This window comes from Pantoea sp. EA-12 (genome assembly GCF_030053355.1).
Classification (GTDB): Bacteria; Pseudomonadota; Gammaproteobacteria; order Enterobacterales; family Enterobacteriaceae; genus Pantoea; species Pantoea vagans_C.
This window is the reverse complement of record NZ_JASGBY010000001.1, coordinates 35,038-51,210: the sequence shown is the minus strand read 5'-3', so window position 1 is coordinate 51,210 and position 16,173 is coordinate 35,038. Positions and strand designations below refer to the sequence as shown.

At 50.3% G+C, this 16,173-nt stretch carries 15 protein-coding genes; 5 read left to right on the top strand and 10 right to left on the bottom strand.

The annotated features are described in order from the left end of the window. Window positions 1–10 precede the first annotated feature (10 nt). Entirely contained in the window at window positions 11–1,633 is a 1,623-nt protein-coding gene (locus tag QMZ30_RS00245) for a TIGR04028 family ABC transporter substrate-binding protein (RefSeq protein WP_283225860.1), read from the bottom strand. A gap of 551 nt (window positions 1,634–2,184) precedes the next feature. Between QMZ30_RS00245 and QMZ30_RS00240 the strand changes: the two genes are divergently transcribed. Together QMZ30_RS00240 and QMZ30_RS00235 are read left to right on the top strand one after the other, a co-directional pair. Continuing rightward, window positions 2,185–2,367: a hypothetical protein gene (locus tag QMZ30_RS00240; RefSeq protein ID WP_283225859.1), complete on the top strand. Its 183-nt coding sequence runs from the start codon at window positions 2,185–2,187 to the stop codon at window positions 2,365–2,367. 330 nt (window positions 2,368–2,697) lie between these two features. Continuing rightward, window positions 2,698–3,060, top strand: a complete 363-nt coding sequence (locus QMZ30_RS00235; RefSeq protein ID WP_283225858.1) for a hypothetical protein — start codon at window positions 2,698–2,700, stop codon at window positions 3,058–3,060. 630 nt (window positions 3,061–3,690) lie between these two features. Here the strand turns inward: QMZ30_RS00235 and QMZ30_RS00230 are convergent. The 6 genes from QMZ30_RS00230 to QMZ30_RS00205 all read right to left on the bottom strand — a co-directional run bounded on the left by QMZ30_RS00230 (window position 3,691) and on the right by QMZ30_RS00205 (window position 10,482). Further along, window positions 3,691–5,031 (bottom strand): glycoside hydrolase family 28 protein, encoded by a 1,341-nt coding sequence (locus QMZ30_RS00230; RefSeq protein ID WP_283225857.1) that lies wholly within the window; start codon window positions 5,029–5,031, stop codon window positions 3,691–3,693. A gap of 85 nt (window positions 5,032–5,116) precedes the next feature. After that, window positions 5,117–6,460: an enolase C-terminal domain-like protein gene (locus QMZ30_RS00225; protein ID WP_283225856.1), complete on the bottom strand. Its 1,344-nt coding sequence runs from the start codon at window positions 6,458–6,460 to the stop codon at window positions 5,117–5,119. After that, complete coding sequence (locus QMZ30_RS00220; protein ID WP_283225855.1) at window positions 6,438–7,790, bottom strand: MFS transporter; 1,353 nt, start codon at window positions 7,788–7,790, stop codon at window positions 6,438–6,440. The genes QMZ30_RS00225 and QMZ30_RS00220 overlap by 23 nt, the downstream gene beginning before the upstream one ends. A gap of 255 nt (window positions 7,791–8,045) precedes the next feature. Then, a complete protein-coding gene (locus tag QMZ30_RS00215) occupies window positions 8,046–8,285 on the bottom strand; it encodes an MFS transporter (RefSeq protein WP_349306818.1) in 240 nt (79 codons plus the stop codon). A gap of 3 nt (window positions 8,286–8,288) precedes the next feature. Then, window positions 8,289–9,332, bottom strand: a complete 1,044-nt coding sequence (locus QMZ30_RS00210; protein WP_283225853.1) for an MFS transporter — start codon at window positions 9,330–9,332, stop codon at window positions 8,289–8,291. Beyond that, window positions 9,325–10,482 carry a mandelate racemase/muconate lactonizing enzyme family protein gene (locus QMZ30_RS00205; RefSeq protein ID WP_283225852.1) on the bottom strand — a complete coding sequence of 386 codons (1,158 nt, stop codon included), beginning with the start codon at window positions 10,480–10,482 and terminating at the stop codon, window positions 9,325–9,327. The genes QMZ30_RS00210 and QMZ30_RS00205 overlap by 8 nt, the downstream gene beginning before the upstream one ends. 329 nt (window positions 10,483–10,811) lie before the next feature. Here QMZ30_RS00205 and QMZ30_RS00200 point away from each other — a divergent pair, with 329 nt between their 5' ends. Continuing rightward, window positions 10,812–11,126: a hypothetical protein gene (locus QMZ30_RS00200; protein ID WP_283225851.1), complete on the top strand. Its 315-nt coding sequence runs from the start codon at window positions 10,812–10,814 to the stop codon at window positions 11,124–11,126. An 82-nt stretch (window positions 11,127–11,208) separates the two neighbouring features. Here QMZ30_RS00200 and QMZ30_RS00195 read toward each other — a convergent pair whose 3' ends face one another. Then, complete coding sequence (locus QMZ30_RS00195; protein ID WP_283225850.1) at window positions 11,209–11,667, bottom strand: NUDIX hydrolase; 459 nt, start codon at window positions 11,665–11,667, stop codon at window positions 11,209–11,211. A gap of 205 nt (window positions 11,668–11,872) precedes the next feature. Between QMZ30_RS00195 and QMZ30_RS00190 the strand changes: the two genes are divergently transcribed. Next, window positions 11,873–12,292, top strand: a complete 420-nt coding sequence (locus tag QMZ30_RS00190) for a bleomycin resistance protein (RefSeq protein ID WP_283225849.1) — start codon at window positions 11,873–11,875, stop codon at window positions 12,290–12,292. A 140-nt stretch (window positions 12,293–12,432) separates the two neighbouring features. Here QMZ30_RS00190 and pckA read toward each other — a convergent pair whose 3' ends face one another. Continuing rightward, complete coding sequence (gene pckA / locus QMZ30_RS00185) at window positions 12,433–14,061, bottom strand: phosphoenolpyruvate carboxykinase (ATP) (protein WP_283225848.1); 1,629 nt, start codon at window positions 14,059–14,061, stop codon at window positions 12,433–12,435. Between the two features lie 156 nt (window positions 14,062–14,217). Here pckA and QMZ30_RS00180 point away from each other — a divergent pair, with 156 nt between their 5' ends. Further along, window positions 14,218–15,108, top strand: a complete 891-nt coding sequence (locus tag QMZ30_RS00180) for a LysR substrate-binding domain-containing protein (protein WP_039333924.1) — start codon at window positions 14,218–14,220, stop codon at window positions 15,106–15,108. Between the two features lie 66 nt (window positions 15,109–15,174). Here the strand turns inward: QMZ30_RS00180 and QMZ30_RS00175 are convergent, their stop codons facing one another. Next, window positions 15,175–15,879, bottom strand: coding sequence for an HAD hydrolase-like protein (locus tag QMZ30_RS00175; protein ID WP_283225847.1), 705 nt, complete (start codon window positions 15,877–15,879; stop codon window positions 15,175–15,177). Window positions 15,880–16,173 lie beyond the last annotated feature (294 nt).

Genomic DNA, 16,173 nt, shown 5'->3' with positions numbered 1-16,173 from the left:
TCGGCCTGCCTTAGTGTTTTTCCAGCCATGCGCCGTAAAACGACGGACGGCCAACCGCTTCAAAACTCACCCCTTTTAACCAAGGCGCACCGGCAAAGACCTGTGGCTCTTCGAAAATCGGAATGACATAAGCCTGATCGAGCAGATAACGCTGCACATCGCCGGTCAGCGTCAAGCGCTTGGCAGGATCGACTTCGGCGGAGATATCCACCAGTAGCGCATTGAGCTTGTCGTCACGGAAGTTTTGTACCTTGTCGCTGGAGCCGCCTTTTTGCAGCAGGACGTTACGGTTGGTCGGGTAGAAGCTGCTCTTGATGACATCGGGATCGGCGCGACCGACTTCGGTGACGTTAAGTGGCGTTTTGAGCGGATCGAGATTATCCAGCGTCGCGCTGCCGGCATCGCCCGCTTTGACCGCCAGTGCAACGCCTACCTGGCGCCACTGCTGTGCCACCAGTTGCAGGACTTCTTTGTTTTGTGGCTGTGGCAACGATTCATAAATGGCCAGCGCCAGTTTTTTGCCGTCTTTTTCGCGGATACCATCACTGCCGACTTTCCAGCCCGCTTCATCCAGTAAGGTTTTGGACAACGCCGGATCATATTTCAGCTTGTCGGAGAGGTTGACGTAACCCGCCGCAGAGTTTGCGATAACAGAAGTGGCCTGCGAATAGTTGGGTGAGAAGAGTGTCTGCACGACCTGCTGGGCGTTGGTGGCGTGAAGCAGCGCCTGACGCACTTTCAGGTCGCTGACCAGCGGATTGTCCGGACGGAAGCTGATGCTGTCATTCACCCCGCGCGTCGGTGCGGCATAAATCGGAAAGTTCTGTTGCTGTGCCTGTTTTTCGTCATAGGCTTGTACCTGACGAATAAAATCGGCCTGACCTGCCAGCAGCGCGCCGATACGCACGCTGTCTTCTGGGGTGACGATAAATTTAATCCCATCCAGATTGGCAGGGCCTTGCTGGGCGATATTTTTTGGCCCCCACTGATAATCTTTACGCGCGGTGAGGTCGACTTCGCGGCCTAATTTTTCGTCACTGACCACAAAAGGCCCGGAACCGATAATATGGCGTGCATCACCCAGTTGATCGAAACTACGTTGCAGCGTGCTGAGAGAGACTAATCCGGAACCAATGGTGGCGGTGCCCTGTAAAAATCCCGGCGAAGGTTTTTTGAAATAAAACTTCACCGTCAGCGGATCAATCACCTCACTGTGATCGTAATTATTAATCACCTCCGATACCGGCAAGCGTTGGGCTTTATTTCCCAGACCATAAGTATCAAAGTTTTTCGCTACCGCATTGGCATCCAGCGGCGTGCCATCGGAGAAGGTGACGCCCGGCCGGATTTTGAAGGTGTATTGGGTTTTATCGGCGTTGCTGCTCCAGCTTTCGGCAATCCAGGGTTCCACTTGTAGCGTTTTCGGGTTCTGCCACGTCAGTTTGTCGGTGATTTGATTGAGTATGCCGCCGTTGGGGTAGAAGCCACCGGCCGGGGGATAGAGGTTGGTGTGCGGTTGCTGTTCCAGATAAACCAGCGTGCCGCCTTTAACCGGTGTGTCTGCGGCGTGTGCGCTAAAGATCCCTGTCAGCAGGGCCAAGCTTAGCGCCTGCAAGTGAAAATGCTTAGTCATGGTGAATTCCTTATGATTCAAAAGCCCGGCGGGCTGATTTCATCATCAAATGTCGCACCGCGGAGTTGAACCAATGAATTGCACTAAGCTTTGCTGAAAAAGATAAATAGCGGTTGGAGGGTGAAATAAATAATGGCATCAAGGATGGTAGGAATTGTTGCTGTGCTATTTATTGCGTAATCAGTGAGGGGATTATTTAAGGTGAGTGGGGTAGGTTTGTTTTATCACTTTTGTATAACCACGAGAATAGGGTTTTCTGAAGAGACTTGTTAATTGACTTCATATTGTTGGAGAAACGAGGGGTGATAACGCAGGCTCTGGCCGCTCCGGGGCTGGCGGTCCTCGCGCCGCTGTCGCGGTGCCTTCACTTCACTCGTCAGCCTTACGGACCGGTGCCGATGGAACATCCATGTTCCAGCGCCACCTTTCGCCCGCGTCCTGCGGGCTCTCCTGGCATACTCGTTCCGCTCAGCGCTGCGGATGCCTGCCCCGGATCGGCCAGAGCCTGCTGTGATACTTCAGTGCGGGTTTCGTACTCTCCGGATGCCGATATGCACGCATTTACAGATTGGGCGGAGCAAAGACTCTCTGAAAATGAGGTCAATGAAAATGTACTTATCCTTGCCTCCTTGGGACTCGACAAAGCGATTTCTCAATACGAGGTCTACCGCTACTTTGATGCCTACCTCTTGGATAATGCGACCGCGCATCCCTTTCCCTTTCTGACATTGTGAGATTTTATCAAGTAGTACCACTTGCCCACACCTATCAATCTACAATGAGATATGTACTCAATTGCTATTCATTGTGCATATTTTACTGTACACCAAAATATTTGATGTAGATTGTATTAAAAGCCCGGTTTATTTGATTTGCTACATTGTCTCTATTTCTCACATCATTTTAGACTGGCACATCTGAAGTCGATATTTTTTATAGAGCTACTTCCTGGCGGTACCATAAGTTTAATCTCATATTTTTTATGACCGCACAAAATGTATTGTGTGTACATTCGTTATCCGGGAAACTGCTTCTGAACCACAAATAAATGGAATTTTTATAAAATGAATGCAACCGCAAAACTCGGGGCTTTGTTAACCCTGGGCGTTATTCTTTGTGCGTCTGGCTATGAAGTATATTCTTCAAGTACTGAAGACCAAAATGATCGTATAGCCTGCCTCACAGTACACAGCAACGATGCAGTACAAGCAGTTGAAAAAGATCTACTTATTCGTCCCCATACCGAAATGTTTGGTAAACAGCGGATAACTATTGGTTCTATGTTCATTCACAGTGAGAAAGTTGAGAAAATAGGGACAAGACTTATTGTGCCATTTACTTTAACAAGTCATCACCGCGTGCAATCTGAGTTTAATGCGGTTGTTCGCTGCTCGAACTTACAAGATATTGAGTACGACAAACTATAAAGTTTACCCGTTGTAGTAATAATGATGGTTTTTGCAGAACAGCCGATAGAAGACTGCAACGGGTTCACGAATATTTTAATACCTCTTAGAGTCCGTATAAAGACTCACTCAGCAATCAATATTGGGAACTATCATGTACATAGAAGCACGTAAGTACTACGTGAGTGATCACCTGGGGAATGGATTATTACTACACGTAGAAGGTTGTAAGTATTTGCCGCCAACTGATTTAAGAGCATTCATCGGTAGCTGTTACAGTACTAATCAGGCTCATACAGTATCTGCTACACAATATGCTGGCGTGAAGTATTGCCCACACTGCTTAGCTCAAGTACATCAGGCTAAGATTAAGCCTGTAAACCCACCTAGCCTGGTTGGGGCATGTAGTGTAAGAAAACCCCAGCGTAAGCCCAAAGAGAAGGTACTGATTGCAGTGCGTCACTTTCCTATCTAGCAAGACCCCCATCTCATAGCACGACTAAAATTAGTCGTGCTATGCACCCTGCAGAAGCTTAAAAATATCGACCTGCTCCCCGTTGGTTAATGCACCGCGGTGTTAGTGACTTCCGCTTGGCACACAACGGTCATTGAGCCCACAAGTTGACCCAAGTCATTCCCCCGATCTCTCCGTTACTCCACCCCATGATTCAGTTGCAGTGCCACATCCGGGCCTTTTTCTACTGTAGAACCCTCTTTCACAGAAACGCTCACATTATTCCCTTTACCAGCGACATATCTCGCCTGCACGCCATAACGGGCATCAATCTTGATGTTATGTAGCGTGACATCCTGGATAGGGGATTCCGGCAAGCCGCTGAAAATCATGGCATAGCTCGCTTTAGTCGCCATAACATCTGAAATGGTTACCCCTTTGATTTTTGGCGTTGAAGCCGAAACGGGTACCGTTTCAATCGGCTGGGTAAGCGTGTGCCCCTCTGCCCCCGCCTGGCCGCTGTAGCTATTGGTCACCAGAATCGGCGTATTCACATTGGACATGTTGAGGTGGCTGGCGATGAGAGGGCCTATGGCATTGCCTCTGTCCCTGGCTGATTTAATGCGCACGCCATTTTCGGTATTCAGGAATGTGACGCGGCTGATCGTCACTTTGCCGATACCGTTCGCGGTTTCACTGCCGACAGAAATTCCGTGGCCATCACGCATCATGGAATCGTGGATGGTGATGTCTTTCGATGCTGCTCCGGTTCCGTTAACCAACCCTGACTTAATGGCAATATTGTCATCACCCGTTGCAATATCCATGTTTGCAACCGTAATATTTTGGGACGAGACAATGTCCATTCCGTCAGTATTCGGTGAGGTGACAGGATTGGTGATCTTCACTTTGTTCACAATAATATCGCTGCTATTGCGAATGACAATGTTCCACATGGGTGAATTAGTCAGGTGTAGATTTTCAATTTTACCCTGAGTGACATCATTGAATTCCACAAACCAAGGGCGTGGAACACCGTTCGCCAACGGAATGCCGGGGAAGCGGTCGGTGAAGACTTTTTTATTCCCAGCTCTGACTTCGCCACGTATTTTTAATGCTTCTGGCCACCAGGTTTTCTCTCCATCACCATCCAGTGTGCCTCCACCAATAATGGCCACATTGTTCACATTATTGGCGAAGATAAAGGCTTCATTCACTTTGGCGGGATGCCCAATAAACGCCGAAATGAATTTCCCTTCCTGATTGCTGGCCTTTAGGGTTGCGCCTGTTTCAATTTTTAGCGTGATATTAGTTTGTAATTGCAGCGGTCCACTCAACCAGAGGCCCGGAGAGAGTTGAACCGTTCCTCCACCGCGCTGGCTACATTGCTGAATAGCTTGTTGAATGGCTTTGGTGTTCAGGATGACGCCATCAGCTTTACCGCCAAATTCTTGAGGGCGGCAGACTGAAGAGGCGGCTTGGGCTAAACAAGATGAAAAAGAAATACAGCAGACCAGGGTTATAAGAGATTTATTCATGCATCCTCAGCAAATCAGGCAGTTGTGCGACCAGCAGAGAGGGCGACCAGAGGTGGCGTGAGTACGCCACCATCCTCCTTGCACTTTAGCGAACCATTGACGGGCGCTTGGCGTCATAGCGCCAGTTATCAATTAAGAATTGCATCCCTAAGGCATCGTTACGGTTCTTATCCGGCAGCGTGTTGTAAAGCGCATGCGCCTGTTCAACGCGTTCCATATTTAACTCAATGCCTAGCCCAGGACCGGGTGGCAATTCCAGGTAGCCATCGCGGATCTGCGGCGGTTGGTGCGTGAGTTGCTGTCCGTCCTGCCAGATCCAGTGCGTATCAAAGGCGGTCTGACGATCGCCAGGCGCCGCCGCGCCCAGGTGTGCCACCATGGCCAGAGAGATATCAAAATGATTATTGGAGTGGCAACCGGTGGTCAGTCCCCACTCGTTGCACAACTGCGCGACCACATTCGCGTTGCGCATCGTCCAGAAGTGCGGATCGGCGAGTGGAATGTCGATGGCATTCAGTTGCAGCGCATGGTGCAGTTGACGCCAGTCGTTAGCGATCATATTGGTCGCGACCGGCACGCCAGTCGCGCGACGGAATTCGGCTAACGTTTCCCGGCCTGAATAGCCCTGTTCTGCACCGCAAGGATCTTCCAGATATGGCACTTTCCCCGCCAACTGTTTACCAAAACGAATCGCTTCCTCCAGCGACCAACTGGCATTGGGATCGACGGTGACGCGCGCGTCAGGAAATCGTTTCAGCAGCGCTTCAACCGTTTCAACTTCTACTTCACCGGCCATTACACCGCCTTTTAACTTGAAGTCACGAAAGCCGTACTGCTCAACCGCCGCTTCCGCCAGCCGTTGCACGCCAGCACTGTCCATCGCTGCCTCATGGCGCAAACGGAACCAGCCATCCTGCGCCTGATCACCCGATCGGTATTGCATATTGGTGAGTCTGCGATCGGCGATATAGAACAAATAGCCCAGCACCGGGATACGATCCCGCTGTTTTCCGCTGGCAAGCAGATCGGCTACGGGCAGGTTAAACAGTTTGCCTTGCAGGTCCAGTAGTGCAGTCTCAATAGCCGCCGCCGCGTTATAAAACTTCTCCGGGTTCATCTGCGGAATATGAATGTCGTTGGTATGTGACGTTTGTTGCTGACGCGCTTCACTATTAAAGAGTTGGCTCAGCGTGGCATTCAGGCGCAGTAGCGAGCTGCCTTCAATCAGCGGGCGAAACTGCTCCAGCAGCTGCAAGGTCGAGGCATGACAGGGCGTTTCGCCAACACCGGTGTGCCCGGCTGAATCGGTCAGGATGACGATAATGCGCGTAAAGAAGCAGTTATGTGCCCCCCCAATATTCAAAAGCATGCTGTCGTAGCCAGCGACCGGTACGATGCGCATGGAGTTAATGACTGGACTGTCTGACATGGTGTCTCTCCTTGTAACCGAAAGATGGGGGAACAGGTTTGCTCCGCAGCAACAGCCACAGGCCGGTAACCACTGACACACTGGTCAGCGCATAGAGGCCACCGGTGGTGCTGCCTGTATGCATTTCAAGATAGCCGAACACCGTTGGCGCGAAGAAACCGCCAAGGTTGCCAATGGAGTTGATCATCGCAATGCCTGGTGCAGCGATCGCTGCGGGCAGTTCGCTTTGCGGCATTGGCCAGAAGAATGCGGCGCTGACTTTGGAACCAATACACGCCACTATCATCGCCACAAAGCCAAACCACGGCGTGCCAAGCGTGGCCATAAAGGTGCCACACGCGGCGATCAGCATCGCGATGCCGAGCCCTTTATCCAGTTTATCGCGATACCGATCGGTGACTTTACCCAGCAAAAACAGAGCTACGATGGCGAACAGCCACGGGATGGCGGTTAGCAGTCCGGTTTCGAAACTGTTGAACCCCTGAATACGTTGGATGATTTGCGGTAACCAGAAGACCAGGGTGTAGCCGGTCATGGTCATAGTGAAGAAGATCAGGCAGTAGGAGAGGAGGCTGCGATCGGTGATCAATCCCCAGCGACCCTGTGTGACCGCGCGCTCTTCACGAACACTGTCTTCAAGAGCCAGTTGCTGCGCCAGCGCCTGTTTTTCCGCATCGCTGAGCCATTTTGCCCCTGCTGGTTTCGATACCAACACAAATGCTGCCAGCAAGCCGATTACTATCGATCCGCCACCTTCCATGAACATCACCCATTTCCAACCCGCGAGTCCGCCAACATCATGCATCATCAGGATGGCACCAGTGAGCGGACCAGAGAACAGAAAAGCGCTGGCGGTTGCACTCAGCACCATTGCGGTTGCGCGCCCCCGCCAGGCATTTGGCACCCATTGACGGAAATAGAACAGCACGCCAGGAAAGAAGCCCGCCTCCGCGACGCCAAGCAGGAAACGCAGCACATAGAAATGCAGCGGGGTGCTGACAAAACCAGTCAGCACGACAACCGCTCCCCAGGTGATCATGATGCGAGTGAGCCACACGCGTGCACCGAATTTTTTCAGCATCATATTGCTGGGCACTTCAAACAGCGCATAGCCTATGAAGAACAGGCCCGCGCCTAAACCGAAAGCTGCGGCGCTAATGCCGGCATCGGCTTGCAGTTCGGCTTTAACGAAGCCAATGTTGGCGCGGTCAATCTGATTGACGATAAGCATCAGTGCCAGCATAGGGATAATGCGGCGGAAGAATTTGCCGATCGCTGAAGCAATATGCGCATCGTGATCGGTTGATAATTCATAGAGTTGTTGTGTCATGCGTCACCTTAGGGGGAGAAAAACACCGCTATAGGTATACGCAGCAGAGTAGGTGAGTGGTTATGTGTTTTTGCCCTGGAACTATTAGGCAAATGCCGTGCGTTTTTTACATTTCATGAAGTTATGTAAGTTTAGGTCGCAGAGTTTTGTGCTGGTTTGTGCGCTGGCTCACGCGGAAGGCAGAATAACTTACTGCCTTCCGCTGAGAGGCAAAACAGAGCTATCCGGCTGTTTCGACTCCTCGGCTTACCTTCATTAATGGCTCGTTTGTGAGCGGAGTTGATTCACTCCTTTCTGACGAACCAGTAGCGCCAGCAGCAACATACCGGAGAGCGCCAGAATGCTGGCGAGAACAAAAGCAGTGTGATAGCCGCCGCCATACTGAATCAGAAAACCTGTGATGCTTGGGGATAATATACCGGCCAGGTTAGCCAGTAGATGCACAAAGCCTCCTGCTGTTCCTATACGACCCGCAGGCACGATATCCTGCAGCAAAGATCAGCAGGCCTGTGGAGTCATGTAAGCAAAGACGCTCGCCAGCGTAATAAGCGTGACAGCTGACACCACGCTCTGGCTCCATGCCGTCAGCAGCACGCAAAGAGCTGCCACCGCGAGGCCGACAAAAATCACCAGCTTACGTGACAACAGGAAGTCCTGCGTGCGGCGGAACAAAATGTCAGAAACAATGCCTCCGCCCAGAAAACCGATGGTCGCACCCAGCCAAGGCAGCACGCCGATAATGCTCATGCTTTTGATGTCCAGATGCTGAAAGTCAGTCAGATAACTCGGCAGCCATGACAGAAAGAAGAACTGAATATAGTTGAAGCAGAAAAATGCACTGGCTACGCCCAGCACGGGCAGTGAAAATACATAGTGCCAGAGAGTATGGCTGTCCTTCTGAGGCTGACTCAGCGTATTGCCTGCCGGTCGCCGCTGCACGATGTACTGGCTCTCTTCTTGACTCACGCGTGGATGCTGCTCGGGCTTGTCCCGAAAAAGTAGCAGCCAGCAGGCGACCCAAATGAATCCCATTGCCGCAATTACAACAAAAGCAATGCGCCAGCCAAATTGCAGACCGACCAGCCCAACGATCGGTGCCGCAATGGCTGCACCAAGCGGTTGCCCCGCGTTGGTAAAACCAACAGCCCTGCCGACTTCATTACGAGGGAACCAGTTGGCAATCGATTTGTTGGTGGTGGTTCCCATGGGGCCTTCCCCGACACCAAATAACATGCGCACGATGAGCAGGTGAGCGAATCCTGTCACCAGTGCCGTGGCACCACAAAAAAGGGACCAGATACTGGCCGCCCAGGCATAGACTCGTCGAGGTCCAAAACGGTCTGCAGCCCAGCCGCCAATGAAGCAAAACAGGCAGTAACCGATAAAGAAACAGCTAAACAAAATGCCCATTTGTGCATCGTTAATGCTCAGATCCTTCTTGACCAGAGGAGCCATTACGGAGAGCGCTGCCCGATCAAGATAGTTAAGAATGCCAGCAAAAAACAGCAACAGAGCAATGACATGACGGTAGTTTTTAAACATGGTGGCTCACTCCCTGCTGATTGACTCGCGTCAGTGACAGGCGATAGTCGTTGAGGACGGCGGGATCGGGCTCATAGCCTAGGCCTGGGGCATCGCTCAGGCTGAAACTTACGCTTTGCGGCAATGTTGGATACAGCTGAGCCTCGAAGGTAACCCAGGGAATTTCCATTTTGATGTCGGTTGGCAGTGCCGCGACCAGATGCGCTGTTGCCAGCATTCCCGCGCCGTAGTAAAAGCAGTGCGGCACAACTTTTACACGATACTGCCGGGCCAATTCGAACACGCGTAGGGCAGAGGTTATCCCCCCAACTTTAGACACGCTTGGCTGTGCAACGTCCACGGCACCACTTTCAAAAAGGTTCACAAACCCCATGTCGCCGTCCACATTTTCTCCTGCGGCGAGCGGTACGCCCTCTTTGCGGAGTAGAGATAGCCCCAAAAAGTCATCCGGTGGCCAGACAGGCTCTTCGAGCCATCCTAGTTGGAGCGGACGCAGTTCACTGGCAACGGCCTGCGCCTGTTCGCGTGACCATGGGCAGTTGACGTCAACCATCAGGTCAGCATCCGGCGGCAGTGCCTGACGCGCAGCAGCAATTGCTGCTGGAAGTGTTTCATGAAGTTTGAGCGTCCGAAAACCTTCGGCATATGCCCGCCGAACTTGTAGGGCGACTTCATTTGAGTCATTGCCATAGCTCACCAGGCTTGCATAACGCTCTATCTGATGGCGAGTGGCACCCAAGAGTTGCCACAGCGGTTTCTGTTGCAACTTACCCAACAGGTCCCACAGGGCAATATCGAGAGCAGACAGGGCGTAACGAACCGGCCCGCTGCGTCCAAAGGCATGCAGTGCCTGCTCTGCAGATTGCATCACCTCCGCAATCTCTTGCTGAGTAGCTGGGGCAGGCCGTTGCAGGAAGAAAGGCGCGACCAGGCTTACCAGCGCCTGTTCAGTGACGGCATTGGACAGGTGGCCAAATGCTTCTCCCCATCCTTCAAGACCGTCTTCTGTGATGACTTTTACCAGCAGCGTTTCCATTCGTTTGAGTGACGGAGAGGCTGCGTTATAGGTGGTTTCCTGCTCATCGGGCTGAGGCCGGTGCGCATCAAACGGGATACTGATACGTGTAACTTCGATAGCGGTGATTTTCATGCCATAAACCTCATAGGGGTGGTGCCCGGCGTGATTTGTTATTAGAAGCCGTGGCGTTGAGGAGGAGTTCTAACTCAAGGTGAGTATAAAAAGACTGGCAGAGGATAAGCATCGGGCATCAGCACAGGACTGTAGACCGATTCGTTCTGGAAATTGGGCTTCTTAACGGATGGTCATGGCGGTGATCACATAAATCCTCTGGCATGAGATGTCCGAGTCTCTGCAATTAACCGGAGTGGATACGTCGTTGCTGTCAGAAAACCCGAGGGTTGAGTTTGACATGATGTTGAGAATGATTATCATCTGAAGGGGTTGTGAAAGGAGGACACATGAAAATTTACTTGTCGAAGAAAAGTATCCCTGAGTTGAATAAACTGACATCATTGCAGCGGAAGCGAAATTATCGCGAAGCTGCCAGGCTTGCCAGTACACATATTGAGTATTGGGTTGGGGCCGGCCTATTTGTTTTACTGTTAATCATTCTTTCTATGCTGTTTAAAAAGGTCTATCCTGGACCTGATACTTTCCTGCGAGATGTGCTGCGCTGGGTTACAACATTTATTCCTGCTGCGTTTGTCTTTGTTCAATTCAAGATTTATGCAATGCGCAAACATTATCGCCATATTCTTTTAAGAACCGAGTGATGGCGGTAGCGATTTGGCGATAATGAGCAATAAATTAAAGGCCGAATATAGTGAGCAAAAATCTTGATTGCCGTCAGAATGGTTAGTTTCTAAGTCGGTTCAAACCCTTTTCCAGCAACACCGCTAAATTCTCCGGGAAATACTTTTCTCCACTGCATGCCAGTTCTTTCATGTTCCACCAATGAAAGTCCGCCATCACCTCTCGTTCATGAGCACTCCATCCAGAGGTGGATATCTCCTGCTGTTCGACAAGCACCATAAAGTATTGCTCCTGAGCTAATACCACCCCGCCACAGGGTAATTGCATCTCAAACTCCCGGTATCCAATAACATCACCGAGTTGAGTGCGTTCAATACCCGTCTCTTCGAATAATTCACGAATGGCGGCCTGCTGCGCGGTTTCATTATCCTCAAGCGCACCGCCAGGCGTGGCCCAATAGCGCTGTCCATCTAAGGCATCGCCTTTATGACTAAAACAAAACAACAGCAAGCGCTGCTGTGGGTCGATGATCAATAATCGGGCAGAAGGGCGCGATCTCATGTTTATCAGATATTAAGAACCGTTAATTATTCATAAATTGTATCTCATTAGCTTCAATAATAAAGCTTCAGTCGCCCCCATTATTTGAACAATCCGTTAATAACATTATGCGGGCTACGCTATTGGATTAAGCGATAGCTCAGTGTCATGCACGGTTTAAAAGGCATCTGATGTATGCTGTGCTATTCAAGGAGAGAAGAGAGCAATGACGGATATGAAAGATCACTATTGGAATCGTATGGTGCCCGAGCTGACGGTTACCGACTTTTCAGCTTCCCTGGACTTTTACGTGGATGTGCTTGGCTTTGACATAATGATACGGCGTCAGGATCCCGATTTTGCTTACATTAGCTTGGGTGAGGCACAACTTATGCTTGAAAAGTATCATCCGGAAGGATGGAATACAGCAGATCTTATCAGACCGTTAGGTCGTGGCGTTAACTTCCAGATTGAAGTCGACGACATCGAGCAGATGCTAGACCGTATTAAAACGAATGGACAAACACTCTATCGGGATCTCCGTGACAACTTCTACCAAACTGGCGAATCTACTGTCTGCCAGAGAGAATTTCTCGTACAGGATCCTGACGGTTATCTATTACGCTTCAGCCAATATATTGAATGATGTACAAGGCTCCGACAGGTTTTTCGGATGTCGAGCGGGGATTCCCGGTTCGCAAAGGAGTAATTCTACAAAATGCCCTGATGCGTAAAGTGTTGGTGTAAGTCTGGCCAAAATTATCCAGCCTTACACCAACTTGTTAATTAGCGCTGTTCTACCCGTGGACCAGCCTGAGCAATACGCGCGCCTGCCTCGTTGTTGCTGTACTGTTTGAAGTTATTGATAAACAGTTGCGCCAGTTTCTCGGCTGCTTCATTCCATTGTTCAGGTGATTCCCAGCCGTTACGCGGATCAAGGGTAGCGGCATCCACTCCCGCAATCTGTTGCGGAATGGCGAGGCCAAATACGGGCAGCGACTCTTCACGCATCGCACCGGTTTCTCCTTCGAGGATAGCGTTAACGATCTGGCGTGTATCTTTCAGCGACAGACGCTGACCGGCACCGTTCCAGCCAGTATTCACCAACCACACTTCCGCACCGCTCTGCGCGACTTTCTCCTGCAACACATCGGCATACTGCGTTGGATGCAGCATCAGGAATGCTGCGCCGTAGCAGGCGGAGAAGGTCGGAGTCGGAGCCGTAATGCCGCGCTCAGTCCCTGCCAGCTTGGAGGTAAAGCCAGACAGGAAGTGATACTGCATCTGCTCTGGCGTCAGGCGGGATACTGGTGGCAACACCCCGAATCCATCCGCTGCCAGGAAGATAATGCGTGAAGGGTGACCCGCACGGGAAACCGGCAGCACGATGTTTTCAATATGCGACAGTGGGTAAGAAACGCGCGTGTTCTCGGTCTTGCTGCCATCGGCATAATCTACGCTGCCATCTTCTCTCATCACCACGTTTTCCAGCAGCGCGTTACGGCGGATGGCACCGTAAATTTCTGGTTCAGACTCCGCCTTCAGATTAATGGTTTTGGCATAGCAGCCGCCTTCAAAGTTGAACACGCCGTCTGCGTCCCAGCCGTGCTCATCATCGCCAATCAGCTGACGGCGCGGATCGGTCGAGAGCGTGGTTTTCCCGGTGCCGGAGAGGCCAAAGAACAGCGCCACATCGCCTTTTTCACCGCGGTTTGCTGAACAGTGCATGGAAGCAATACCCTTCAGCGGCAGCAGGTAGTTCATGACCGAGAACATCCCTTTCTTCATCTCGCCGCCGTACCAGGTACCGCCAATCAGCTGAATATTTTCAGTCAGGTTGAAGGCAATAAACGTCTCTGAATTTAACCCTTGCTCCTGCCACTGCGAATTCACGCAACCTGCACCGTTAATCACCGTGAAGTCCGGATCAAAACTGGCCAGCTCATCGTCGGTTGGGGCGATAAACATATTTTTGACAAAGTGTGCCTGCCACGCCACATCAGTGACGAAACGCACCGCCAGGCGGGTATCGGCGCTGGCTCCGCACCAGGCGTCAACAATATACAGTGATTTGGCCGACAGGTGATTGGCAACCAGAGTTTTCAGGTGCGCCCACACCTCAGTGGACATCGGCTTGTTATCGTTGCGTCCCAAGCCGGCATCAGACCACCACAGCGTATCGCGGGTCTGGTCATCGCGAACGATGTACTTATCGCGCGGGGAGCGGCCGGTAAATTCGCCGGTATCCACAGTCACTGCGCCAGACGTGGTGAGCTTACCGCGAGCTGGACCTTCGAGATCGGCTGCCGTTTCATGTTCGAACAACAGTTCATAGCTCGGGTTATAGATCACCTCGCTGACATCGTTGATGCCAAGGCGTGAGAGATGTTGCATGACAGAATTTAGTGCGCTCATAAGATACCCTGACTCATTGAATGAATGGCGAGACGGCAACTACCGACTCGATTGATGAGCGGATAGTAGCATCGGCATTGCAATGCAGAAATTGCATATAAATCATTTGTCATGTAAAAATTGCATGCAAATGGGGGCTGTAATTGGAGCAGAGAAGTGCTAAGTAATCTCGAAGTGAAGTGGTTATATGATGTGATTGCACTGGAAGAATATCGCAGCTTCACACTGGCAGCTGAGAAGCGAAATATTTCCCAATCTTCGTTCAGCCGAAGGATTCAGGCACTGGAATCAACCTTGGGTTTCAGCGTCTTCAATCGCAACGTGAATCCGCCGCAACTTACGGCGCAGGGCAGAATATTCGTCGGCTATGCCCGAAATATGCTCGACGATATGGACTTTCAGATCAGCCGTATCAAGGGTGAAGATAAGTTGAAGCAGAGTATCCGTATCGATGCGGCGCCCTCGCTTTCCGTTCTGCTGCTGCCCGATATTTTAGCCGACTACCGCGACAGCCCGGATAAGGTGTTCTTTGTCGAATCGATTAACGTCAATGATGCCGTCTTTAATCTTAAAGAAGGTAAGAGTGACTTTATCCTGTCGTTTTATAACGAAGAGCTGATGAATTACCCTTTCATCAACCATAAAATCTTCGATTCCGCGCTGCACCTGGTCTCCCCCTGTGATGCGCACGGCAAACCGATATTTTCAATCAATGGCGACACGCTGCCGCTGGTTAAATACGCCAATGACAGTTACATGGGGCGCCAGGTGAATCAGGTGATTGATCGCATACCGAATACCACCTTTATCCTGACCTTTGTCTCGTCGATGAGTGAGCTGCTGAAAAGAATGATACTGAAAGGCGATGCCGTTGGCTGGCTGCCGGATTACTCGATTCAGCGTGAGCTGGAGGAGAGACGGCTGGCGATTATGGATCACAGTCTTTCGCTGAAGATTTCTGCTTATGTATATCGCTCCGGCGCACGTTTAAACCTGACGGCGGAACGCTTCTGGCGTTATGTGAAAGAGCGGAAAATTGGGTCTTAATGAGGTAATGCTGCTCAGTTATGCGCACACTACGAAGAACCGCATCCATTCTTGTAGGGGCGCCATTTATGGCGCCCGCAAGGCGCTTAAATGAGCAGCGTTTTGATGTTCAGTTAGCGCAACTGAGATGGTTTTTAAAAGTTCATGCGGAGACTCACATAAGTAATGCGCTCCGGCGTACTCAAGTTCATTACCGTCGGCATAACCCCATTTTGCGCCAATGACAGGAACGTTATTGGCTATGGCAGCGATGACATCTTCTTTTCGATCGCCGATAAAGACGACATCCCTGCTGTTAAGTTTTTGGTCCAACATCAGATGCTTTAACAGGACCTCTTTGTTATCAAGCCGACCGTCCGTTGTAGTTCCGTAAATACCAACAAAATATTCAGAGAGGTTGTTGTTTTTCAAGATTTCTTCGGCGAAAACCTGTCTCTTTGATGTTGCTATATAAATTGCATAACCTTTCTCTTTCAATGCTGAAAGCAATGACACTATTCCATTATAACTTATTGTTTTTAGTAGTCCTTTTCTTGCATAATCCTCCCTGTAATTGTCTAAAACCTGTTCGATAACTGCATCACTGGGATGGGATAGTAATTTCATCAATAAATCCCGCATTGGAGGACCAATCAACGATTTTATGTCGATATTTTCGTCTATCAAATGGCCATTTTTTCGTGCCGCATAAAGGATGCTTGATGTAATGCCTTCCAGGGAATCAACGAGTGTTCCATCCAGGTCAAAAACTACGTTTTTTAATATGCTCACTGCAGTCTCTTTTGATACCTGATTATTTAAGCGGGCAGGGTATAAGCATACTTTCGTTTGCGGAAAGATATTTCAATTCCCCTGCGTCTCTAACAAACCAAGTTAGAGGCGATAAACAGCATTGATAAACAACAAAATGTGATTATGAAAGATAAATAAAAACTTTAAACGAGTATGTGGTTTTTATTTTAATGCAATTATCTGATTTAGTGCGTTTTTATTGGTAAGTCAATATTTACTGTCATTGATATGCATAAATTAACAATGCATACCACAATATCATGTTTTACGAAT

Excerpts from the sequence above, each read along its gene's own strand:
- QMZ30_RS00195 (WP_283225850.1), bottom strand. The coding sequence starts at position 11,667 with ATGAGATCGCGCCCTTCTGCCCGATTATTGATCATCGACCCACAGCAG.
- QMZ30_RS00235 (WP_283225858.1), top strand. The coding sequence starts at position 2,698 with ATGAATGCAACCGCAAAACTCGGGGCTTTGTTAACCCTGGGCGTTATT.
- QMZ30_RS00200 (WP_283225851.1), top strand. The coding sequence starts at position 10,812 with ATGAAAATTTACTTGTCGAAGAAAAGTATCCCTGAGTTGAATAAACTG.
- QMZ30_RS00210 (WP_283225853.1), bottom strand. The coding sequence starts at position 9,332 with ATGTTTAAAAACTACCGTCATGTCATTGCTCTGTTGCTGTTTTTTGCT.
- QMZ30_RS00230 (WP_283225857.1), bottom strand. The coding sequence starts at position 5,031 with ATGAATAAATCTCTTATAACCCTGGTCTGCTGTATTTCTTTTTCATCT.
- QMZ30_RS00190 (WP_283225849.1), top strand. The coding sequence starts at position 11,873 with ATGACGGATATGAAAGATCACTATTGGAATCGTATGGTGCCCGAGCTG.
- QMZ30_RS00225 (WP_283225856.1), bottom strand. The coding sequence starts at position 6,460 with ATGTCAGACAGTCCAGTCATTAACTCCATGCGCATCGTACCGGTCGCT.
- QMZ30_RS00220 (WP_283225855.1), bottom strand. The coding sequence starts at position 7,790 with ATGACACAACAACTCTATGAATTATCAACCGATCACGATGCGCATATT.
- QMZ30_RS00240 (WP_283225859.1), top strand. The coding sequence starts at position 2,185 with ATGCACGCATTTACAGATTGGGCGGAGCAAAGACTCTCTGAAAATGAG.
- QMZ30_RS00245 (WP_283225860.1), bottom strand. The coding sequence starts at position 1,633 with ATGACTAAGCATTTTCACTTGCAGGCGCTAAGCTTGGCCCTGCTGACA.
- pckA (WP_283225848.1), bottom strand. The coding sequence starts at position 14,061 with ATGAGCGCACTAAATTCTGTCATGCAACATCTCTCACGCCTTGGCATC.
- QMZ30_RS00205 (WP_283225852.1), bottom strand. The coding sequence starts at position 10,482 with ATGAAAATCACCGCTATCGAAGTTACACGTATCAGTATCCCGTTTGAT.